Annotated in this window: 17 protein-coding genes; 8 read left to right on the top strand and 9 right to left on the bottom strand. The window is 66.1% G+C overall.

The genetic code is table 11. The features are described from left to right. Positions 1-86 precede the first annotated feature (86 nt). The 4 genes from IAQ70_RS16225 (at position 87) to catC (ending at position 3,963) form a co-directional block, all read left to right on the top strand. On the top strand, positions 87-1,472 hold the full coding sequence (locus IAQ70_RS16225; RefSeq protein WP_190990358.1) for an MFS transporter: 1,386 nt from the start codon (positions 87-89) through the stop codon (positions 1,470-1,472). 125 nt (positions 1,473-1,597) lie between these two features. Next, positions 1,598-2,542: a LysR substrate-binding domain-containing protein gene (locus IAQ70_RS16220; RefSeq protein WP_190990357.1), complete on the top strand. Its 945-nt coding sequence runs from the start codon at positions 1,598-1,600 to the stop codon at positions 2,540-2,542. Beyond that, positions 2,539-3,642 carry a mandelate racemase/muconate lactonizing enzyme family protein gene (locus IAQ70_RS16215; RefSeq protein WP_190990356.1) on the top strand — a complete coding sequence of 368 codons (1,104 nt, stop codon included), beginning with the start codon at positions 2,539-2,541 and terminating at the stop codon, positions 3,640-3,642. The genes IAQ70_RS16220 and IAQ70_RS16215 overlap by 4 nt, the downstream gene beginning before the upstream one ends. A 42-nt stretch (positions 3,643-3,684) precedes the next feature. Further along, positions 3,685-3,963: a muconolactone Delta-isomerase gene (gene catC, locus IAQ70_RS16210; RefSeq protein WP_190990355.1), complete on the top strand. Its 279-nt coding sequence runs from the start codon at positions 3,685-3,687 to the stop codon at positions 3,961-3,963. Positions 3,964-4,001: 38 nt separating this feature from the next. Here the strand turns inward: catC and IAQ70_RS16205 are convergent, their stop codons facing one another. The 5 genes from IAQ70_RS16205 to benA all read right to left on the bottom strand — a co-directional run bounded on the left by IAQ70_RS16205 (position 4,002) and on the right by benA (position 11,369). Beyond that, positions 4,002-6,884 carry a LuxR family transcriptional regulator gene (locus tag IAQ70_RS16205; protein WP_223860188.1) on the bottom strand — a complete coding sequence of 961 codons (2,883 nt, stop codon included), beginning with the start codon at positions 6,882-6,884 and terminating at the stop codon, positions 4,002-4,004. Positions 6,885-6,894: 10 nt separating this feature from the next. Continuing rightward, positions 6,895-7,722: a 1,6-dihydroxycyclohexa-2,4-diene-1-carboxylate dehydrogenase gene (locus IAQ70_RS16200; RefSeq protein ID WP_190990354.1), complete on the bottom strand. Its 828-nt coding sequence runs from the start codon at positions 7,720-7,722 to the stop codon at positions 6,895-6,897. Continuing rightward, positions 7,719-9,293: a benzoate 1,2-dioxygenase electron transfer component BenC gene (gene benC / locus IAQ70_RS16195; protein WP_190990353.1), complete on the bottom strand. Its 1,575-nt coding sequence runs from the start codon at positions 9,291-9,293 to the stop codon at positions 7,719-7,721. The genes IAQ70_RS16200 and benC overlap by 4 nt, the downstream gene beginning before the upstream one ends. Positions 9,294-9,413: 120 nt before the next feature. Beyond that, complete coding sequence (benB, locus tag IAQ70_RS16190; protein ID WP_190990352.1) at positions 9,414-9,950, bottom strand: benzoate 1,2-dioxygenase small subunit; 537 nt, start codon at positions 9,948-9,950, stop codon at positions 9,414-9,416. A gap of 36 nt (positions 9,951-9,986) precedes the next feature. After that, positions 9,987-11,369, bottom strand: a complete 1,383-nt coding sequence (gene benA / locus IAQ70_RS16185; protein WP_190990351.1) for a benzoate 1,2-dioxygenase large subunit — start codon at positions 11,367-11,369, stop codon at positions 9,987-9,989. A gap of 319 nt (positions 11,370-11,688) precedes the next feature. On the opposite strand from benA, the gene catA reads away from it, so the two are divergent. The 4 genes from catA (at position 11,689) to IAQ70_RS16165 (ending at position 16,871) form a co-directional block, all read left to right on the top strand. Beyond that, a complete protein-coding gene (catA, locus tag IAQ70_RS16180) occupies positions 11,689-12,585 on the top strand; it encodes a catechol 1,2-dioxygenase (RefSeq protein WP_190990350.1) in 897 nt (298 codons plus the stop codon). A 107-nt stretch (positions 12,586-12,692) separates the two neighbouring features. Further along, positions 12,693-14,030: a benzoate/H(+) symporter BenE family transporter gene (locus IAQ70_RS16175; protein ID WP_190990349.1), complete on the top strand. Its 1,338-nt coding sequence runs from the start codon at positions 12,693-12,695 to the stop codon at positions 14,028-14,030. A gap of 9 nt (positions 14,031-14,039) precedes the next feature. After that, a complete protein-coding gene (locus IAQ70_RS16170) occupies positions 14,040-15,749 on the top strand; it encodes a helicase HerA-like domain-containing protein (protein ID WP_190990348.1) in 1,710 nt (569 codons plus the stop codon). A 129-nt stretch (positions 15,750-15,878) separates the two neighbouring features. Beyond that, positions 15,879-16,871, top strand: a complete 993-nt coding sequence (locus IAQ70_RS16165; protein WP_190990347.1) for a hypothetical protein — start codon at positions 15,879-15,881, stop codon at positions 16,869-16,871. Here the strand turns inward: IAQ70_RS16165 and IAQ70_RS22805 are convergent. From IAQ70_RS22805 to IAQ70_RS16150, 4 genes are all read right to left on the bottom strand, one after another. After that, positions 16,868-17,005, bottom strand: coding sequence for a type IV toxin-antitoxin system AbiEi family antitoxin domain-containing protein (locus tag IAQ70_RS22805; RefSeq protein WP_223860186.1), 138 nt, complete (start codon positions 17,003-17,005; stop codon positions 16,868-16,870). The genes IAQ70_RS16165 and IAQ70_RS22805 overlap by 4 nt on opposite strands. Before the next feature lie 178 nt (positions 17,006-17,183). Beyond that, complete coding sequence (locus tag IAQ70_RS16160) at positions 17,184-19,202, bottom strand: NHL domain-containing thioredoxin family protein (RefSeq protein ID WP_190990346.1); 2,019 nt, start codon at positions 19,200-19,202, stop codon at positions 17,184-17,186. After that, positions 19,202-21,349, bottom strand: coding sequence for a cytochrome c oxidase assembly protein (locus IAQ70_RS16155; protein WP_190990345.1), 2,148 nt, complete (start codon positions 21,347-21,349; stop codon positions 19,202-19,204). Before IAQ70_RS16155 ends, IAQ70_RS16160 begins: the two co-directional genes overlap by 1 nt. A 123-nt stretch (positions 21,350-21,472) precedes the next feature. Next, positions 21,473-21,760 carry an HU family DNA-binding protein gene (locus IAQ70_RS16150; RefSeq protein WP_056341443.1) on the bottom strand — a complete coding sequence of 96 codons (288 nt, stop codon included), beginning with the start codon at positions 21,758-21,760 and terminating at the stop codon, positions 21,473-21,475. Positions 21,761-22,274: the final 514 nt, after the last annotated feature.

Genomic DNA, 22,274 nt, shown 5'->3' with positions numbered 1-22,274 from the left:
TGTCAGGCTGATAGCACTCGGAGGACGGCCCTCGGATTGTCCCGGCGCCGCAAGCCTCCACTTGAGTCAGAGAGGACTTGGGCACCATGTCACAACCGCATGCCGTCATAGCCGAAAATCCACAAAAGGAGGCGCGCACTGCCAACTGGGTGGCCTTCATCATCTGCACAGCCCTCCTGTTTGACGGCTACGATCTCGTCATTTACGGCACCGTCCTGCCAGGACTGCTCGCCGACCCGGGCCAGATCGGAGCATTTGATGCAGTCACCGCCGGCCTCCTCGGATCCTGGGCCCTCATCGGGGTACTTGTCGGCTCACTGGTTTGCGGCGCCATCGGCGACTTCTTCGGCCGCCGCCGGCTGATGCTCCTGGGCATAGCCTGGTTCTCCGTCGGCATGTTCGCCACCGCCTTCGCCACCAGCGTCCCTGCCTTCGGTGCCCTCCGGTTTGCGACCGGACTCGGTCTGGGCATAGTTATCGCCAGCGCCGGCGCCACCATGGCTGAATTCGCACCCGCGGGAAGGCGGCAGTTCTACAACGCAATTGTGTATTCGGGTATCCCTGCCGGCGGTGTCCTGGCCTCCATCCTGGGCATCCTTTTCCTCGACAGCATCGGCTGGCGCGGGCTGTTCATCATCGGCTCCCTGCCGCTGGTCATTCTCCTGCCCATTGCCTGGCGCAAGCTCCCCGAATCACCGCGGTGGCTGCTGTCCCGGGGCCGTGAAGAGGAGGCCCTCGCCGCCGCACAGCGTACCGGCGTCCCGCTCATCGAAGAACAGGTCATCCTGCTGGCTGGCGCCGCGCCGCAGAAATCGGGCTTTGCCGCCGTATTTTCCCGCCAGTTCGCCGTGGCAGCCATCCTGCTGGGCCTGATGTCCTTCTGCGGACTTCTGCTGACGTACGGCCTCAACACGTGGCTGCCCAAAATCATGGAGGGCTACGGCTACGGGCGGACGTACTCCCTGTTCTTCCCGCTGGCACTGAACCTCGGCGCGGTGGCGGGCGGTCTGCTCGCGTCCCGCCTCGCCGACAAGAGCGGCCCGCAGCGGGTCATCGCGACCACCTTCGCACTGGCAACCATTTCCCTGGCGCTTATGACCTTCAGCTTTCCGCTGCCGCTGCTTTTTGCCTTTATCGCCCTCGCCGGCGTGGGAACACTGGGAACCCAGGTACTGATCTACGGATTCCAGTCCAACTACTTCACCACCAACGCCCGGGCCGCGGGCGTGGCATGGTGCGCAAGCGTGGGACGGCTGGGCGGGGTACTCGGTCCGATCATCGGCGGATGGCTGGCCGCCGCCGGCATCGGCGGATCCACGGCCTTCTACCTCTACGGGGCCGTGGCCCTGGTCGGCGCCCTGGTCACCGTCCTGGTGCCCCGCCAGCGGAAGCTGGAGGAGGCCGAGCACAAAGTCGAGGAGCTCGCCGAAGGCAGGGCAGAACCGAGCATGCCGGCCGGGCAGCCCAGGTAGCCCGCCCAGCCGTTCCGGCATATTACGTCTGCGAATTATCCTAGTAGGGCTTATTATGGTTATTCTTTGAATCAATCATGAGCCCAGGACAGCATGGGGCCGATTAGCGGAAGGACGGGACCACCTTGGACATCCGCCAGCTGAACTATTTCATTGCGGTTGCCGAGGAGAGGCACTTCGGCCGCGCCGCCAGGCGCCTGCATATGGCCCAGCCCCCTCTCTCGCAGCAGATCCGCCAGCTGGAAGACCAGCTTGGCGTTAAGTTGCTCAACCGGACCACCCGCAGGGTTGACCTCACAGCGGCCGGTCAACTCCTGCTGGACCGCGGACGGCAGATCGTCAACGACGTCGCCACCCTTCAGGCCGATGTCTATCAGGTGGGCAGGGGCGCCACCGGCGTCCTGCGGGTCGGCTTCTCAGGGTCTGCAACGTACGGCGTTATGCCCCAAATCGCCCGCCTTGCGAAACAGGTCCTGCCGGGCCTGTCCCTTGCGCTGCATGGCGAAATGCTCACGCCATCCATGGAAGCGGGGCTCCGGGACGGTTCCCTGGACGCAGCGTTGCTGCGGCCGCCGGTCGCCTCGCAAGACATCGACTACCGGACTGTCACCCGGGAGCCGCTCGTTGTCGCGCTTCCCTCATTCAGCGCCCTGGCCGTGGACCGGCCTGTGGCAATGCACGAACTGCAGGACCAGGACTTCATCGCCTACGGACCCGAGTCCGTGCTTTACCGCACCACCGCAGACCTGTGCCGCCAGGCGGGTTTCCAGCCACGCATCACCCAGGTGGTTGGGGAGACCTCGACGATGCTGGCGTTCGTGGCCGCAGGTGGCGGGGTGGCGGTCATGCCGTCCAGCGTGCAGGCCTTCCAGCTCGAGGGGGTGGCCTACCGGCAAATAGAAAACGTCCCCGACGTGGAGCTCGCTGTCGCCTGGGTGCGGGGGGATCACTCCGCGCTGCTGCACAACTTTCTGGAGGTCGTGGTGACCGCAACTGCGGGAGCCACGCCGCCGGCCCCCGCCCCCGGCCCTGCGCCGTTTCCCATTGATGAAAGGCTTACCCACGCATGAAGATCGCAGCCATTGAGGCGATTCCCTACTCGATCCCGTACCTTCATCCGCTGCACTTCGCGTCCGGTTCCGTGCACGAGGCAGACCACGTGCTTATCAGGCTTCGCACGGATGACGGTGTGGTGGGCACCGCCGACACCCCGCCGCGCCCCTATACCTACGGCGAGACGCAGAAGTCGATCGTTGCAGTGGTGGAGGACATTTTTGCTCCGCAGCTGATCGGCGTCGACATTTTTGACCGCGAGAAGGTCCAAGCGGTCCTGTACCGGACGGTGCACAACCAGACCGCCAAGGGGGCCGTGGACATCGCCCTCTGGGACATCATCGGCAAGACTCTCGGTCAGCCGGTGACAAAACTGCTGGGCGGGTACACGGACTCGCTACGCGTCTCCCACATGCTCGGCTTCAAGCCCGCCGAGGAACTGCTGGCCTTGGCCCTGGAGTTCCGCGAGACGTACGGCATCAACACGTTCAAGCTCAAGACCGGCCGCCGTCCCCTCCATCTCGACGTCGAGGCCGCCCGGGTATTGCGGGAGGGCCTGGGCGAGGACGCCGAGCTCTACATGGACGCCAACCGTGGCTGGTCAGCCAACGAGGCAGCCGAGGTGCTTCGCCGCACGGCGGATCTGGGCCTGCAGTTCCTGGAAGAGCCCGACGACGCCCGCGAGGTCCTGGGCCGACGCCGCCTGGTGACGAACTCCCCCATTCCCATCGCCGCAGACGAATCTGCCGCCAACCTCGGTGAGGCCGCACGGGAAATCCTCACCGGCGGCGCCAACCTCCTGGCCGTGAAGACGGCACGGTCCGGCTTCACGGAGGCGGCCAAAATCGTCGGGATGGCCGAGGGCATGGGCATCGACGTTTACATCGGCAACCAGATCGACACCCAGGTCGGCACGGCAGCCTCGGTGACCTTCGGCGCCGCCTTCGCCCACACCGCCAAACGTGCAGCGGAACTTTCCAATTACCTGGACATGGCCGACGACCTGCTGGCTGAGCCGTTGGCCATCACCGGCGGACGCATCCGTGTTCCTGAGGGCCCCGGCGTGGGTACCGCTGTTGACGAAGACAAGCTCGCCCTCTACCGCTCAGACCGCTAGGCACCGCTTTCCGATAGCCACCCCTTTACCGAAAGGACATTCATGAAGTACCTGGTCCACATGGACGTAAACCTGCCCGCCGACCTGCCCGCCCACGAAGCCGCGGAGATCAAGGCCACGGAGAAGGCCTATTCGCAGGAGCTGCAGCGCGCCGGCAAGTGGCCGGAAATCTGGCGCGTGGTGGGCGAATACGCCAACTACTCAATCTTCGACGTCGATTCGAACGACGAACTCCACGAGATCCTGCAGAACCTGCCGCTGTTCCCCTACATGGACATCTCGGTGGTGCCGCTCGCGAAGCACCCCTCAGACGTCAAGTAGGCAGCGGCGCTAGCGCCCCGGCCGGCCGTGTTCCGGCGTCAGTCCCTGGCCCGGAACACGGCTGCGAGCTCGCTGCGGGAGCGGATTCCCATTTTCCGGTAAAGCCGGGTCAGGTGGTACTGCACGGTCTTCTCCGCAAGGAACAGCGCCCGGGCCGCCTCCTTGTTGGTGGCACCGCCCGCGACCAGTTCGGCCACTGCGCGTTCCTGCGCTGTGAGCTGGAGATGGTGGTTGCTGACGGCGGTGAGCACCGGGTCGGCAGGGTCCGGCACGTTACCGACGTCGAGCCCTGTTGCCTTGAGCTCCCGGTCGCACCGTTCCACGTAGGTGGCCGCCCCCAGGGTGTCGTATAAGTCGCGGGCTGCGCGCAGGACGGTTGACGCCAGGCGCCGCTTGCCCGCCCGGCGCATGCTCTGGCCGAAGGCAAAGCTAATCCGTGCCCGCAGGTAGGGCCGGTTGAGCCCCCTGAGGTGGCCCAGCGACGCCTCAAAATGTTCCCTGGCAGTGTCCGGGTCTCCCTGCGCGGCCACGAGCCGGCCCCTCGCCCAGGCCATCCGCGCCATATCCGAGGGTATTTGCCGTTCCCGCGGCACACGCTCGAACGCTGTGAGGAATGAGTCGGCGGCGTCGAGCTGGTCGGTCATGACAAGGGCGTTGACGTAGGTGTCCTGCCAGGGCCAGAAGGACACACGGTGCTCGGTCCACGGGTCCAGCTCGGTCAGCGGCTGCAGGACAGCCAAAGCGCCTTCATAGTCCGCCCTCGCCTCGTGGAAGCGGGCACGGGCGAGGCTCGCCGGCACCTGCATGGCGCGGTATGTTCCGGGCTGCACTGCGGCCTGGGAAACGTAGTACCGGGCCCGCTCCCAGTCCCCCCGCATGGACCAGAGTTCCGCCGCAGTCCAGTAGAGCAGCGGGCGGATCAGCGGCATTCGCGAGGTCTCGAGGCGCACGGATGCGCGCGCCACGGTGGCGGCCGCGGCATCCCAATTGCCGAGCACCAGGTGGGTGCGCGCCAACCAGGCCTCGGCCCAGAGCGAAATGCGCATCGAGCCGCCGCGGTATTCAGTGGGAGCCGCGGACTCGAAGTTCACCAGCGCCGTCTCTACGTTGTCAAGGCGCAGCGCCAGCCAGCCCGCGCCCATCTGGACCCGCTGTTTCTGGGCGTTCTCGGCAGCATGTTCGAAGGCCCGGTGATAGGAGGCCTCCGCCTCCGAAACCCGGCCCTGCGCATACAGGCCCAGGCCGTAGATGGCTTCTGATTCAATGTGGGCGGGCGTTTCCGGCTGCGTAAGTTCCATGGCCCGTTCGGCCCAGGTGGTAATCATCGGGCCGTCCCAGGACGCTACCCCGTGCAGGACGAAGCGCTGGGCCACCTGCGCGGCGGCGGCCGGATCACGCTGCGGGTTGGAGGTGCGCCAGGCCATCTCCAACTGCGTCTGGGCGCTGTCGTTCTGTCCCGACGCGGTGGAGAGGTAGCCCAGGACGGAGGAGCGAAGCGGCGACGGCGGCAGGGCGTCCACCGCCGCAGTCCACATCTGGGCCTGGGCGATGTTGCCGGAACCCACCAGGGCATCCACGGCCCTGAGGAGCCTGTCGTTCCGGGAACGGATGTCCAGGGAAAGGCGGGACGCGGAGAACAGGGCTGTCGAGGCGTCCTGCCACGCCCCTACCCGGGCCTGGCGCCGGGCGAATTCCTCCAGCTCCTCCGCCAGGGCCTCGTCCGCGCCGGGGGTGGCGGAGACGCGGTGGCCCAGCCGTTCGCCCTCGGGCTGCACCGCTTCGGCGGCCAGCCGATGAAGTGCAATGCGCCGGCTGGGAACGATCTGTTCGTAGACGGCCTCCGCGGTGCCTGGTTCTGAGAACACGACGGCGGAACGGGCCTGGTCAACGGTCAGCCCCAGCAGCCCGGCGCGGTGTCCTTCATCGAGTGCCGCCATGACGGACCCCATGCCGCTGACCACGGAAACCTCTGCCATGTTTGCGGTGCTCCCGAGCACTGACGCGGCCTCCGCGACGGCGACCAGCGCCGGGGACGCCGCGGCCAGGACACTGCGCACCCGGGCGCGCACCCGGGACGTCGGAGGGAGGGAGGGAAACCACGTCTGCCAGGTTTCCGCGGGCAGCTCATGGAGCAGCTCCACGATCGGTTGTGCAAGCCCCCGGGTGTGCCGGACCAGGCCGTGGGCCGCCGTCGCACTCAGATCGACGCCGAGCATCCGTCTGGCGAGATCCTGCACCTGCTGCGGGGTGAGCGGATCCAGCGGGATAGTGACAACCTGGTGGCCCGTCAGGAAATCCAGCGCTCCGGTGGGGACGCGCAAAGCGTCGTCGGGGTTGAGGGTGAGCACGAACAGAATCCGTTTTCCGTGCAGCCGGCGCATGACGAAGGTGAGGATGCGCAGGCTCTCCACGTCGAGCTTGTGGACGTCATCCACGGCGACAACCACGCTGCCGTGGGACTGCAGTCCTTCCAGGTGGGTACTGAGGGTGGAAGCGTAATTAACAACCTGGTCGGGAGTGAGGGCCGCGACGGGGCCCGCGGGCAGGGCCGGGCCGCCGTCGTAATCCTTTGCCGAACGCAGCGGCAACGTGAGCATGAGCTGGGAGTAGCCGGCGAGGGGAAACTGCGCCTCCCACTCATCGCCCATGGCGGACAGCACCCGGACACCACGGGCGCCGGTGCGGCAGTGCTCAAGAAAGAACTCCAGGACCGCGGTCTTCCCGGACCCGGACGGGCCGGAGATCACCACGGCACCCACCTTGCCCTTGCGGACGGTCCGGAAAATCCCCAGCAGTTCCTCGAAGACCCCCGACCGGCCCACAAGCGGTAAGTCCTCCGCCATTTCACCGTGTATGGAGGCCGCCGTCATGGCCGCAACTCTACCGGAGCCGGCCAGCCGGACCCGGCGGCGGCCATCCATCACGGTGTCCTCAGCCCAGGTCCCCGCCGGCGACCGGAAGGATGCTGCCGGTTACGTAGGACGCTTCGTCCGATCCGAGGAACACGATGGGTGCGGCCTGCTCGTCCAAGGTCCCGTAGCGCTTCATAAAGGACGAGTCCACGGTCTGGTCAACGATCACCTGGTACCAGGCCTTTTCCGTCGCGGAGTCGGCCTCGGGCCCGCGTTTGACCCTGCGGGGCGGCGCCTCGGTGCCGCCGGGGGCTGCCGCCACCACGCGGATTCCGCGCCCGCCCACCTCCATCGCCAGGGACTGGGTCAGCGCGTTGACACCGCCCTTCGCCGCCGCGTAAGGCACGCGATGCATGCCGCGGGTGGCCACGGAGGAAACGTTGACGATGGTGCCTGAACCCTGCTCCAGCATGGCCGGCAGCACGGCCCGGCAGGTCCAGAGGGTGGGGAAGAGCGAGCGGCGGATCTCCTTCTCGATCTTGTCCTCGTCGTACTCTTCATACGGGCGCGCCCAGATGGTGCCGCCAACATTGTTAACCAGGACGTCCACCCGGCCGTGGGCGGCCAGCGCCGCTTCCACGGCCTGCTGCGCTCCTGCGAAGGTCTCAAGATCTGCGGTCGCCGCGGTGGCCGAGCCTCCTGAACCGGAAGCCTGCGCGGCCGCCTGGATCCCTTGCGCCACCTCATGGACCAGCTCGGCCCGGTCTACGAGGACGACGGCGCCGCCCTCGGCACCGATGCGCTCGGCCACCTTCCGGCCAATGCCCTGGGCGGAGCCGGTCACCAGGGCTACCTTGCCGGCGTACCGGCCGGGAGTGACGAACTGTCCCGCATACGGCCGCGTCATCGGTGGCCCGCCTTGGCGTCGATCGCTCCGGCCATGGTTTCTTTGGCACCGTGTGCGTGGGCCATGATGACCTCCCGCACCCGCGCCTTGTCCTGGCGCTCAAAGGCGTCAACGACATCAAGGTGGTCCTGGGTGACCCGCTCGAAGATGGGGGTTCCCGCCTCGAGGGCCGCGGCCATCTGCGCGTGGACGTCGAGCCGGCGGTAGGACTCAAGCAGCATGGGGTTGTCGCAGACCACGAAGAGGTATTCGTGGAACTCCTCGTTGGTCCGCGCGAACTCATCCGGTTCCCGGATGGTGCCGGCAGCCACTGAGCCGGTGGTGGCCTCGGCGAGCCGGCGGAACTGGTGCAGCTGCTCCTCGCTGAGGCGGCCCAGCATCAGTTCGCTCACCGCGAGCTCCAGGCCCATGCGCGCATCCAGCTGGGCGAAGCTGTCCTCCTTGCGGAAATCCAGCCGTCCGGTCTCCAGGGAAGAGACCGCCTCGCTGCGGCTCATCGTGTCGCCTTCGGCCTGGATCTTCTCTGCGGGCGCCGGGGCGCCTGTCTCGGCGTCGCCCCCGGTGGTTTCCTTCGGGGCAAACCGCTCGAAGTAGAAGTTGGCGGGCTTGATGCCCTCGGAATCCAGCCACTTCGACACGGCGTTGACCATGGGAGGCGGGCCGCACAGGTAAATGTCGACGTCGCCGTCGTTCAGGTGCTTTGGCTCAATGATCTGGGTGACATAGCCCGTGTGCGGGGCGGACGTCTCCGGTTCGGAGGCAATGTAATCCCAGGTGAAGGCAGGCAGCTTCGCCTCATACTCGCGCAGCCAGTCCAGGCCGACGATGTCCGCCTCGCGGGTCAGGCCGTAGATCAGGTGGACCGGGACCGCCGGCGGGTTCTCGGAGAGCTTTTCGAGGATGGACAGGAGCGGGGCCAGGCCGGTCCCGCCTGCCAGGAGGAGCAGGGGCCGCTTGGGCTCGCGCAGGAAGAACGAGCCGTACGGACCCGTGAACTCGATGGTGTCGCCCACCGCCGCCCTGTCCCGCAGGTATTCGGACATCGCGCCCTGCGGCGTCACCCGCACCATGAACGACGCATCCTGCACCTCGGGGCCGCTGCTGAACGAATAGGAGCGCTCCGCGTCGGTGCCGGGGACCTTGATGTTGACGTACTGGCCGGGGAGGAAGGCCAAAGCGTCCCGGTTTTCCGCCTCGAGGGTGAAGGAAACTGTTGTGTCCGAATGCTTGTTGAGCTCCGTCATGGTGGACGTGAAGGTGGTGGCCGAGGTCTTCGCGGATTCCGACGTGGCAGGAATTTGAATGGCCAGATCCGACTCCGGAACCGCCTGGCAGGTGAGCAGGTACCCCTTTTCGAGTTCCTCCTCCGTCATCGCGTCGTCAATGTAGTCGCCCGGATCGAAGGAGCCGGAATCGCAGAAGGCCTTGCATGTGCCGCACGCCCCGTCCCGGCAGTCCGACGGAATGTTGATGCGTGCCTTGTACGCGGCGTCCATCACGGTCTCGTAATCGCCGACCTTGATGACCTTGGTGACGCCGTCCTCAAAGCTGAGGGCTACTTTGTGGCCCATGGTTTCCTCCTGGCTGGGGCGCGTCCATGCGACCCGGGGTAGTGCGGATGTGCCCTGCGGGCACGGGTTTTGAAACGGCCAAGGCCGGTGCCGGGCAAATGCCGGGCACCGGCAGGGCCGTCAGATCATGTAGACGTCCACGACGTGGTGGATGTAGTCGTTCTTGAGGACAACCTTCTTTTTCATGATGACCGGCTCGCTGCCGGCGAGGTCGATCGTGTAGTGGCTGGTCCCGAAGTACGTGTCCGTGGTGTTGTAGCGGAAGTACAGGGTGAACCAGTTGAAGCGCACTTTCACCTGGTCGCCGTCGTGCGCCATGATTTCGACGTCGGTGATGTTGTGCCCGGTGCGGGGCTCCGGGAGGGACGTGGCCGAGGACCGGTCCGTCTTGATCCGGAAGACACGGTCCTCAATGCCGCCGCGGTTGTCGTAGTAAATGAGCGAGATCTCGTTCTGCGGGTCCCCGGTCAGCCGGTCATCGACGTCCCATGCGGGCATCCAGAACTCGGAGTCCGGGTGGTAGCACTGAAGCCACTCATCGAACTGGCGGTCATCCAGCAGGCGGGCCTCCTTGTACAGGAAGGCGCGGACGGTTTCGAGGGTGGCGATCTCCTCGGCGCTCTTGAGCGCCGCAGCGGGAATTGTCAGGTTGGTCATGGGTTCTGCACTCTCTCTGGTTCCACGTGGACTGGGTCAGGCTGTGACTGGAACGGCGTCCAGCGCGGAAGTCTCCGCTTCCGCCAGAGCCCGGTCCATGACTTCCTTCCAGTACCCGTGCTGAACGGGGTAGAGCCCCTCGTCCTCGGTGCGCACCCCGGACGCGATGACCTTGGTCATGCCCAGCGCCCGGGCCTGCTCGTCGGGGCCTGCGATCTCGTGGGTGGACCCGCGGGTCATGTCGTTCCAGGGCGCAGCGGTGGCCCAGTAGGTCTTGTTGCAGGACCGGAACTCCTCGAGGTCATCGGGAGTGGCCATGCCGGTGGCGTTGAAGAAGTCCTCATACTGGCGGATCCGCTTGGACCGGTTCTCCTGCGATTCGCCCTTGGGTGCGATGCAGTAGATGGTCACCTCGGTCTGGTCCGCGGAGATGGGCCGGAAATGGCGGATCTGCGAGGAGAACTGGTCCATGATGTAGACATTCGGGTACAGGCAGAGGTTCCGCGAGATGTTGATCATGAAGTTGGCCATCTCCTCGCCATACTTCGCGACGAGCTCCTCGCGGCGGTCCCACAGCGGGCGGTCCTCCGGGTTGGTCCATTCCTGCCACAGCAGCAGGTGTCCGTGGTCGTAGGAGTAGAAGCCGCCCTTGACCTTGCCCCACTTGCCCGCGTCCATGGCCTTGGTCTTGTTGGCGGAGTCCCCGGCGGTGCGGCGGGCCGTGGTGGCCGCATAGTTCCAGTGCACTGCGGTGACGTGGTAGCCGTCTGCGCCGTTCTCAGCCTGCACCTTCCAGTTGCCGTCGTAGGTGTACGTGGACGCCCCGCGCAGCACCTCGAGTCCCTCCGGGGACTGGTCCACGATCGAGTCGATCACCTTGGTGGCATCACCCAGGTGCTCTTCGAGCGGGAGCACGTCAGCCTTCAAGGAACCAAAGAGGAAGCCGCGGTAGGACTCGAAGCGGGCCACTTTGGTGAGGTCGTGGGAGCCCTCCTTGTTGAAGGTCTCCGGGTACCCCGCGTTTCGCGAGTCCTTAACCTTCAGCAGCTCGCCGGAGTTCTTGAACGTCCAGCCGTGGAACGGGCACGTGAAAGTGGTGCGGTTGTCCGTCTTGCGGCGGCACAGCATGGCGCCCCGGTGGGAGCAGGCGTTGACGAGGCAGTTAAGGTTTTCGTCCTTGTCCCGGGTGATCATCACGGGCGTGCGGCCGATGTTGGTGGTGAAGTAGTCCCCCACGTTGGGGATCTGGGATTCGTGGGCGAGATAAACCCAGTTGCCTTCGAAGATGTGCTTCATCTCCAGTTCGAAGATCTCTTCATCGGTGAAAATTTCGCGCTTGGCACGGATGACGCCGTTCTCACGGTCGTCGATCACGGCGTCGGCAAGGACCTCGCGGACATGGGCCAGGTTCTCGGTCATGGCGTGCTCCTTCGTTGGAGGGTGCTGGACGGATGAGCGGGAGGTCCGGGCCAACCCGCGATGCCCAGGGGGACGTTGTCACGCCAGTCTTCCCTACCGTGATCGCTCTCACATCAGGTAAACACCTAGGTTCGGCCAAGGGTGGCTTTATGTCTGCTTCATGACAGAAAACAGGCAGAATCGATATTTGTAGCGTCCTTATTTCAGGCCTACGATGAGACGGTCATCACGCGAGCTGCGTCGCGACAGGTTCAGATCCTGCCCCCACCTGTTCGCACCGGGTTCAGGAGCAGTTCCTGTCCCCTATTCAAAGAGGAGTATGGACATCACCATGACCGAGACCCAAGCAGACACCCGCCACGAGGACGAGGGCACTGCAGTCGAAGCCGGCTCCAAGGCCACCGAACGCTTCGCCGCCTCAGGCAAGCTCGCAAACCTGGATGTGCCGAAGGAAAGAGTGAGCCTGCTGGCGGGGGCACTCATCAAGGCCGCCAACGACATCGTCGTCGAACACCAGGTCACGTACGAGGAATACAACGCACTCAAAGCCTGGCTCATCAAGGTGGGAACTGACGGTGAATGGCCGCTGTTCCTCGACGTATGGCTGGAGCACAGTGTGGAGGACGTCAACTCCCAGGACCGCCCCGGTACCAAGAGCACCATCGAGGGCCCGTACTACGTGCCGGGCTCCCCGGTTCTCCCAACCCCGGCCACTGTGGAGATGCGTGAGGGCGAGGAGGGCACGCCGCTGCACCTCAGCGGCCGCTTTACCGATACGGACGGTAACCCGATCCAGAACGCCCAGGTTGAGATCTGGCACGCGGACAGCGCCGGGTTCTACTCCCAGTACGCACCGGGCCTGCCTGACTGGCTTTTCCGGGCCACGGTCAAGGCGGACGACGACGGCCGCTTCGTCATCAACACGATGCGCCCGGCGCCCTACCAGATTCCCACGGACGGGGCTTGCGGGCAGCTGATCAGCGCGGCGGGCTGGCACGCATGGCGCCCGGCGCACATCCACATTAAGGTCTCCGCGCCCGGCTTCCAGCCCGTCACCCAGCAGCTGTACTTCCCCGGTGACCCGCACAACGAGGACGACATCGCCTCGGCAGTCAAGCCTGAGCTCATGCTGGACCCCAAGCCGCGCACCGACGGCGTCGCCGGCGAAGAAGTGGTCTACGACTACGTCCTCGCCAAAGAGGGCCAGCACAAGTAAAACGCACTGCACATAAAGTGCCGGCGCCGCAGCCCGGCACAGAAGGCGCCCCGGAGTGCAAGCTCCGGGGTGCCTGTATTTTTTGCACCCGTTTCCCAGGAGCCAGAATGCAGCCATCCCGCCAGGATCCACCCGCCATCCCCCATGCAGGACCTGTTGCGGCTCAGGTACCCCAGCCTTTGCTGGAACGCCCGGGTGTTCGCCCCGCAGGCGTGCGCCAGGTCTTCCGCGACCTGGGCCTGCCTTATGTTTCCAACGGGGTGATCGGCCTCATCTTCTCCGCCTCCGGGCCGATAGCCGTCACCCTGGCCGTGGGAGCGGCGGGAGGACTGACCGAAGACCAGCTGGCGTCCTGGGTATTTGGCATCCTTTTTTCGGGCGGCGCAGCCACGCTGGTCATGTCGCTCCTGTATCGACAGCCGCTGGGCTTCGCCTGGTCCATTCCCGGGACGGTGCTCCTGGGTCCGTCCCTGCAGCACTTGTCCTTTGCGGAAGTGGTGGGCGCCTTCTTCACGTCCGGAGTGCTCGTCCTCGCGCTGGGTGCCACCGGAGTGGTGCGGCGAATCATGGCAGTGGTGCCGATGCCCATTGTCATGTCCATGGTGGCCGCCGTATTCCTGAAATTCGGCACGGACATCGTCTCCTCGACCCAGGCGAACCCCGTGGTGGCCGCCCCCATGGTGGTCGCATTCCTGGTCCTCACTGCGGTGCCCGCCCTTGGCCGGTTCCTGCCGCCGGTGCTCGGCACCCTTGCGGTGGGTTGCCTCGCCGTGGCGGCAAGTGGTCAATTCTCGTTCAAAGCGGGCGGGCCGATTCTGGCCACCCCGGTTTTCACCCTTCCTGAGTTCACGTGGGCTGCCCAGCTTGAGCTTGTTGTTCCCCTGGCCCTCACCGTGCTGTTCGTTCAGAACGGCCAGGGCATCGCCGTTCTCCGTGCCGCCGGCCACAATCCGCCGGTCAACGTCTTCGCCATCGTTTCGGGCGCCTTTTCGTTGCTCAATGCAGGCTGCGGCGCTGTCTCGGCGTGCGTGACCGGCCCTACCAACGCCCTCATGACGTCCTCGGGAACCCGGCAGCGCCAGTACACTGCTGCCGTGGTGTTCGGCGTCCTGGCCGTCGCCTGCGCCCTCCTGGCTCCCGCCCTCACCCGGCTCATGCTCGCCACGCCCACGGAATTCATCCTTGCCCTGGGCGGCATTGCGATGCTGCGGGCTCTCCAGCAGGCCTTTGTGACCGCCTTCGCCACGACCTTCACCCTGGGCTCCCTGGTGACGTTCGTGGTGACCATGTCCGGCATGAGCCTCTTCAACATCCATCCGGCGTTCTGGGGCCTGGTCATCGGCTACACGGTGTCGCGGGTGCTTGAGCACGCGGACCATGCCGGCCCTCACGCCGAGCTGAAAAGCCGCACGGCTGCACCGCCTGTGAAGGCATCCGCCAACTAAGCTAGCGGCATGGCCAACAAAACCACTGCAGAAAAGCTTGCCACCATCCAGAAGGGCTACACGCTGGAGGGTGCCACCATCGAGCTGGGTGCCGCCATTGTCGACGGCGAACTTCACAAGGAAGCCCAGGTCCGGCTGCCGCTGTCCATGATGAACAGGCACGGCCTGGTGGCCGGCGCCACCGGCACCGGCAAGACCGTCACGCTGCACATGATGGCGGAGCAGCTGTCCGCGGCCGGCGTCCCCGTTTTCCTGGCGGACATCAAGGGCGACCTTTCCGGGCTGGCAACGGCCGCGGCCGGCAGCGAGAAACTGAAGGCACGCACTGACAGCATCGGCCAGGCCTGGGCCGGCAAGACCTATCCGGTGGAGTTCCTTGCCCTGGGCGGCGACGGCAACGGCATTCCGGTCCGCGCCACCATCACCTCGTTTGGCCCCATCCTGCTCTCACGCGTGATGGAACTGAACGACACCCAGGAATCCAGCCTGCAGCTGGTCTTCCACTTTGCGGACAAAAACAACCTCGAACTGATCGACCTGAAGGACCTCCGCGCCGTCATCCAGTTCCTGACCTCGGACGAAGGCAAGGACGAGCTGGAGGATCTGGGCGGCCTGTCCAAGGCCACCGCCGGCGTCATCCTGCGCGAACTGGTGAACCTGGAGGCGCAGGGCCTGGAGAAGTTCTTCGGCGAGCCGGAGTTCGATACCGCCGAGCTGCTTCGGACTGCTCCGGACGGCCGCGGCGTGGTGACCTGCCTGGAACTCCCCACGCTGCAGACCAAACCGATGCTGTTCTCGACGTTCCTGATGTGGCTGCTGGCTGACCTGTTCGAAGACCTGCCTGAGGCCGGCGACCTGGACAAGCCCAAGCTCGTGTTTTTCCTGGATGAGGCCCACCTGCTCTTCAACGGCGCTTCCAAGGCCTTCCTGAACGCCATCACCACCACCGTCCGGCTGATCCGTTCCAAGGGTGTGGGCATCTTCTTCGTCACCCAGACCCCCAAGGACGTTCCGGCGGACGTCCTGGGCCAGCTGGCCAACCGGGTTCAGCATGCCCTCCGCGCCTTCACCCCGGAGGATGCCAAGGCCCTGAAAGCCACCGTTTCCACGTTCCCGGTCAGCGACTACGACCTCGAAGAGACCCTCACGTCCGCGGGGATCGGCGAAGCAGTCATCACCGTCATGAACGAAAAAGGTGCCCCGACGCCGGTTGCCCTCACCCGGCTGCGCGCCCCGGAGTCCGTCATGGGTCCCAGCGCGGATGACCTCATCGGGAGCACCGTGGCCGGGTCCGCGCTGCTCGCCAAGTACGGGACCGCCGTGGACAACATCTCCGCCTATGAAAAACTCACCGGCAGGGGCGCCGCCCCCACCGGCGGTGCAGCCCCGGGCGAGCCGCCCGCTCCCGGCGGCGCAGGCCAGGCAGGTGGCAGCCGGACCGATGTCGACGCGGAGGCCCGCCGGATCGAAGAGGAGATCCTGGGCCGGCCCAGCAGCCGTCCCGTTCCGGAGCGCGCCTCGGGTCCCGCCCCGTCCCGGGCACAGCGCGCCCCCGAACCGGCGGCACCGGCGGGCGGCGGGATCGCGGGCGAACTCGCCGGCGCCCTCGGCGGAGCGTTGGGTGGCGGGCTCAAGAGCATGGTCCGGTCCATGGGCACGCAGCTCGGCCGCGAGCTGCTCCGCGGCGTGTTCGGTACTTCGTCCCGGCGCCGCCGTTAGGCAAAACCGGACGATGCCACCCGCTGTATGCCCGCCGTCGGCCGTGAGGAAAGCCTCTGCGCTCCCCCACTTCCGGCCGCCCCAGCTCCAGTGTTCAGCGGGGTTGCAGGTAACGTAAGGGGCGTGCAGATGAGTCAAGCGTTGGTGAGGACAGCGGCCGGATGGCTGCTGGGCCTCATGCTTGCCGTGGCTGCTTCCATCGTTGGCGTGAACGTGGTGAACAATACCGTGGCCAGCCCTCAGCAGCCGGTCCGCGAATACCTGGCCGCGCTGCAGGAGGGCGACGGCGGCAAGGCTCTGGGGCTGCTGCGGGCCACCGTGCCGCCCAGCAATGCCGCCATGCTTGACGGGACGGCTTTGAAGACGGCTGCCTCGCGCCTGGCGAACGTCACCATCGGCGAACCGGAGGAGCGCTCCGGCAACCAGGTGATGGTGCCGGTGCAGTACACGATCGACGGCAGCCGGCTGCGTACCGACTTCCTGCTCGAGCAGACGGGCACGGAATGGCTGTTCTTTAAGACCTGGGCCTTTATGCCATCGCGGCTGCCCACCCTGGGCATCACGGTAGTGAACGCCAGCGAAGCCACCGTCAACGGCGTCCCGGTGAACATGCCGGCCGGCCGGAACTCCTTTGCCGTTTTCTACCCCGGCGAATACGAGGCCTCCCTCAACGGTGAGTACTTCGCCGCCCCGGCCACCCGCGCCACCGTCACCTCCCGCGATGCGCCGGCGGCCCCGCTGAACCTCTTGACCGAGGCCACCGACCAGCTGCGGAAGGACGTGGGCCAGCGAGTGAAGGAGTTCCTCGACGGCTGTGCCGCCGAGGCCGTGAAACAGCAGCGGCTGCAGCCCGACTGCCCCTTCTATTTCTCCAGCACCAACAACGTGGACGATGGCACCATCAAATGGACCATCACGGAGTACCCGGAAATCTCCATCGAGCCTTTCGGCGGCCGCTGGGTGGTTGCTCCCCTTGATGGCAAGGCCAAGGTGGAGGCTGTCCAGCAGAGCTCCTTTACCGGCGCCTGGTTCCCGCTGAGCGAAGAGGTGGACTTCAGCTTCACTACCCGCCTGGACGTCGACGGTGACACCATCAAGGTCACCCCGCTCCTGAGCTACTAGCTCCTACGCTCCAGGCGGACCACTTCACCGGTCCGGACCGCTCTGCGAAGGCCAGCTTCGGTTGCACCTGCTGCCAGCACATCCCGCGTCAGCAGCACTCCGCCGGCTGACCTGAGGATCTCCGTTGGGTCCATAAAACCACGGTGTCGTTCGTTCGGGACTGGTAGCAGGCTCGAGGCGGTCTATGTGGACAAGATGCGCATCCGCACTGGCCCGCTTTTGGCGACGTCACTGACAGAAGTGGCCCGATTTCCAACCATCGAGGGTTGAAAACCGGGCCACTTCAGCAACCGGGAAAAACCAGAGCGGCGATCAGTCCATGCCGCGCAGGTCCAGGACCAGCTCGGTGTCGCCGTCGTCCGTCAGGAGCACGGGGATGCCCCAGTCCTGCTGGTACAGGTGGCAGGCGGCGTGGTCCGGAATCTCGCCGTCCTCGTTCTCGGGGCCATCGCAGGCCGCGGCGCGGGCGGTGATGTGCAGGACGCCTTCCGCGATTCCCGAGGCCAGCTCCAGCGTCCGGAGCAGACCCACAGAGGTGCCCCCGCCGGTCACCAAAAGCTCCGGCGGCGTGGAGGAGATCTTCAGCTGGGTGGGGTCGCCCCAACGGTCGTCGAGCTTCTGGCCCGTGGGCGCGGTGAAGCGCACAGTCAGGTCCAGCAGGCCGGGTGCCACGGGGCTCTTGGGCCGCTGGGTCTGCGACGCACCCTCATCCACCTGCTGCGCCTCCTTGGGGATCGGCACGTACACCAACTGGTGCTTGTTGGCCTCCACCACCACCAGGAGCGGTTCAGAGCCGGCCGCCTGTGTGTGGTCCACAATCACGTCGGAGGGTTCGGAGAGGCCCCGCGCGAGCGTGGAGACCTTGCCGGCCGCGGGGTCGTAGCGGCGTACGGCGCCGTTGTACGTGTCCGCGATGGCCACCGAGCCGTCCGGCAGGACAGTGACGCCCAGGGGATGCTGCAGCCGCGCCTCGGCCGCCTCACCGTCCCGGAAACCGAAATCGAACAGACCCTTGCCGACAGCGGTTTCAACGGTGACCGTGCCGTCGTCGGCGATTGCCAGCTTGCGGAGGGCGGAGGTTTCCGAATCCGCCACCCAGATGTTCCCGTCGGCGTCCTCGGCAAGGCCGGACGGCTGGGCGAACCATGCCTCATGGGCCTTGCCATCCAGGAGCCCTTCCAGTCCGTTGCCGGCCACGATGGCCACAGCGCCGGTCAGCGGGTCGAAGCTGAAGATCTGGTGGGTGCCGGCCATGGCCACCACCACGGCATTGAGCTTGGTGGACCAGACAACGTCCCACGGCGAACTGAGCGAGACCTCCAGCGGGTGCCCGCTGAGCTGGCCCGTGAAGCCTGCGGCGTCTTCATCCACGCGTGCAGGGCCCGTCTCCAGGAGCCGCTGGACGCCGTTGCCGGCGATCGTCGTGGCTGCTCCGTTTGAGAGCGACAGCCCGCGCAGGCGGTGGTTGACGGAATCGGCAATCACGACGTCGTAGCCCGCCGTCGCTGCCACTTCTTCCGGAAGCAGCACAAGGCCCTGAGGTTCGTTGAACCGGGCGGTCGGCTCGACGGAGTCGGTGTCCGCGGCGGGGCCGTCGGCGTAGCCTTTGGTGCCCGAGCCGTAGGTGCGAAGCACCGTTTGGAAGTCGGTGCCCAGCTCCACGAGACGGTGGTGGCCGGTATCGGTCACGAGCCAGGTGCCGGCGTCGGACGTCCCGGCGTCAGGCGTGCCCGTGTCGGAGCTGCCCGTCTCGGAGGCGCCCCGCCCGGCCGGGAGGAACAGCGCCTTGCCCGGGAAGCGCAGCGTACCCGAGGTGGCTTCCGGTGCCACGTAGGGGCCGGAGCCGCGGTGGAGCGTGCCCTTGGCCTCGTGCTCGGCGATCAGCTCGGGAATGAGCACGGCCAGGCCGTCGGCGTGGCCTTCGCCGGACAGGTGGGCCACGATGTACCCCTCGGGGTCGATGACCACCAGGGTGGGCCAGGCGCGCGCTGTGTAGGCCTTCCAGGTATCCAACTCGGGATCGTCGAGGACCGGGTGGCGGATCTCGTAGCGCTCCACCGCAGCGGCAAGGGCTACTGGATCTGCCTCGTGCTCGAACTTGGGCGAGTGCACACCCACGGTGACCAGGACGTCGGAATACTTCGCTTCGAGCGGGCGCAGCTCATCGAGGACATGCAGGCAGTTGATGCAGCAAAAAGTCCAAAAGTCGAGAAGCACAATCTTGCCGCGCAGGGCCTCGAGGTCCAGGGACTTCCCGCCGGTGTTGAGCCAGTTACGGCCCACCAGTTCGGAGGCGCGGACCCGGAGTTGGGTGCGTACGGTTTCGCTCATCAGCGTCCTTCCAGCTTGTTGCGTTCAGCCAATCTGGCGTCGCGTTCGGCCAATTTGGCAAACATATCGTTGTAAGCGGTGAGATCGGCGTCGTTATTCCTGTCCGCTGCCCGATCCGTGCGGCGCGTCTCCCGTTCATCAGAGCGGGACCACATGATGGCGACCCCGATAGCCACCAGCAGGGTGGGGACTTCGCCGATGCCCCACGTCACGGCACCACCCAGTTGCTGGTCCAGGAGGGCGGACGGCCCCCAGGGGCGCCCGAGGTTGCCGAAGTAGTCCGCGGCCAACAGGCTGGTGCCGCCCATGATCGTGACGCCGAAGAAGGCGTGGAAGGCCATGGTGGCCAGCAGGAGGAGCAGGCGCATGGGGTAGGGGGCGCGGCGGGGCAACGGATCCGTGCCGATCATGCTCAGCACGAAGATGTAGCCGGTAAGCAGGAAGTGGAGGTTCATCAGCTCGTGGCCCACATGTTCCCGCATCGCGAAGCCGAACGCGTCCGAGAAGTAAAACAGCACAATGGAGCCCGCAAAGTTTGCCGCAGCAAACAGGGGGTGCGTGACCAGTTGCGAGAACTTTGAGTGGACAAAAACCAGCACCCACTCACGCAGTCCCCTGGAGCCGTCAGCACGGGCGGGCAGGGCCCGCAGGGCCAGAGTCACCGGCGCGCCAAGCACAAGGAAGAGGGGCGCCACCATCGTCAATGCCATATGACCCACCATGTGGGCGGAGAACAGCACCATGCCGTAGACCGTCGGCGGCCCGGAGGTGATGTAGGTCAGCACCAGGAGGCCGACCACCCAGTTCACGGAGCGGAACCACGGCCACTTGTCCCCGCGCCGGAGGACCTTGACCACGCCGAGGAAGTAGGCGACCAACGCGAACAGCACCACTGCCACCCAGAGCCAGTCGAGGCGCCACTCCGTCAGCCAGCGCTCCGGGGTCAGTTCGGGCGGCAATTCGTAGCCGGTGAGGATGAATGCCGGCGATGCGTCAGGCGCGAAGGTGGTGGGCTCGGGCGGCGCCGAACGGCTCAGGGCGACGGCGACGCCCGAGGTGGCCCCCATGATCAGGAGTTCCGCGATAACCAGCTGCCACAGCACGCGGCGCGAGGACAGTGCCGAGCCTTTACGGCCCAGCTGCGGGATAACCCACTGCCGGTGCATCAGGCCAATACCGCCGAGGACCACGGTTGCGGCCGCCTTGGCCACGATGAGCTGGCCGTAGGGAGACCCAAAGAGATCGGTCCAGTTGGTGACGCGGATGCTTGCGTTGACGACGCCTGAGGCAAAAACCAGTGCAAAGGCAAAACCGGCCAGGGCCGAGAACCGCCGCAGGGTCGCTTCGGTGATGTCTGTGCCCGTGCCCGGTTTCGGTCCCGTCAGGATGCCCGACAGCAGCGCCAGCAGGATGATGCCGCCTACCCAGACACTGACGCCTACCAGGTGCAGGCCCAGGGAGTTGACGGCCGCAGAGTGGTCAGACGAGCTCGACGAGTGCCCGATCAGGGCGGCAGGAACCAGGCCCGCCAGCGCCAGGACCAGGGTGAGCGCCAGACCGCCGAGGGATCTGACGCCGAACAGCGCGGTGGTCACCACGGCCGCGATGACCGTTACCGCCAGCCACGCCCGGCCGGTAGCGATGTCGGTCATGAAGTACACCAGGGCCCGGGTGAATTCTGCGTCCCCGGATAGTCCCTGGCCTGCGACGTCGGAGTAGGTAAGGACCAGCACGGCGATCGCCGACAGCGTCCAGACGGCACCGGCCGCGGCGGCTATGGCCAGGGCCCTTGCAAAGGCCGGATGCTCGGGGGCGTCCGCATCATTGGTCCGGGACCGTGGACCGGAGGTCCTGGGGAGGATCCCGACGGCGAAGATCAGCCCGCCGATGACCGTTGCCAGGGACACATTGTGGATGGCCTTGCTGATCGGCAATCCCCAGCGGGCCAGCGCTCCGGGGTCGGAAACCGCACGGGCTGCTGCGGCGCCGGAGAAAAGGAGTGCTGCAGCGAGTCCCAGGAGCAGGGCTGCGAGCCCCAGAAGCTGCCAGGGCCGGGAAACCCCCACAGCACCGGAGCCCAGCGTCGTAGCGCCCCTGCCAGGGGCCGGTTGGGGTGCTGTGGGTCGGGACTTTGCTGCAGAAGGCACCTATCCATTGTCCGCTACCCGCGGCAAGGCGGCGAATCGGCCTTCGCGCGGACAAGGCACGCGGACAAAGCAAAGGAGCGGCAACCCGAAGGTTGCCGCTCCTTGAGCTGGTGCTGAAGAAGACTACTTCTTCTTGGCGACCGCAGCCTTCAGCTTGGAGCCGGCGGTCAGCTTGACGCTGTGGCCTGCTGCGATCTGGATGGTCTCGCCCGTCTGCGGGTTACGGCCGGTGCGAGCTGCACGGTCGGTGCGCTCGACTGCAAGCCAGCCCGGGATGGTGATCTTCTCGCCGGCGGCGACGGACGTCTCGAAAACCTCGAACAGTGCATCGAGGACGGAGTTGACGGCTGCCTGGCTGGTGCCGGCCTTGCCTGCTACCTCTGAAACAAGTTCACTACGGTTCTTAGCCATTGATGTCCTCCTGGACGGTCACGATTTCTGGAGCCTGAACGCGGCATGCGTGCAAGCCACTGTTCGAAAACTTACCAGCTTGGGCCCGCGAGGTCCGCAAATTCCGCGTGTTTCCGCGACTTTTTGACTTAAATCACCGGATTTCCGAGCTTTTCCCGGGGAATTGCGCCCACAGCGGACGCTCTCTCACTTCCTGTGGGTTTCCGGGGAACGCTCTGGCAGTTGATGCGGGTTTCCGGGGGACCCTCTGGCAGTTGATGCGGGTTCCCGGGGGACCCTCTGGCAGTTGATGCGGGTTCCCGGGGGACGCTCTGGCAGTTGATGCGGGTTTCCGGGGAACGCTCTGACAGTTGATGCGGGTTCGACGGCGAACGCTCCCGCGGGGGTCCGGTGGACGCTCTGGCAGTTGGTGCGGGTTTCCGGGGAACGCTCTGGCAGTTGATGCGGGTCGGACGGCGTCATGTGTGTCGGGTGCCCCGCAGGCGTTCGTTCTTGCCCGGCTTCCTGCCCGGCT

The sequence above is a fragment of the Pseudarthrobacter sulfonivorans genome, from assembly GCF_014712225.1.
In the GTDB taxonomy this organism is placed as follows: Bacteria; Actinomycetota; Actinomycetes; order Actinomycetales; family Micrococcaceae; genus Arthrobacter; species Arthrobacter sulfonivorans.
Note: the sequence above shows the minus strand (reverse complement) of the source record. Positions and strands in the feature narration are given on the sequence as shown.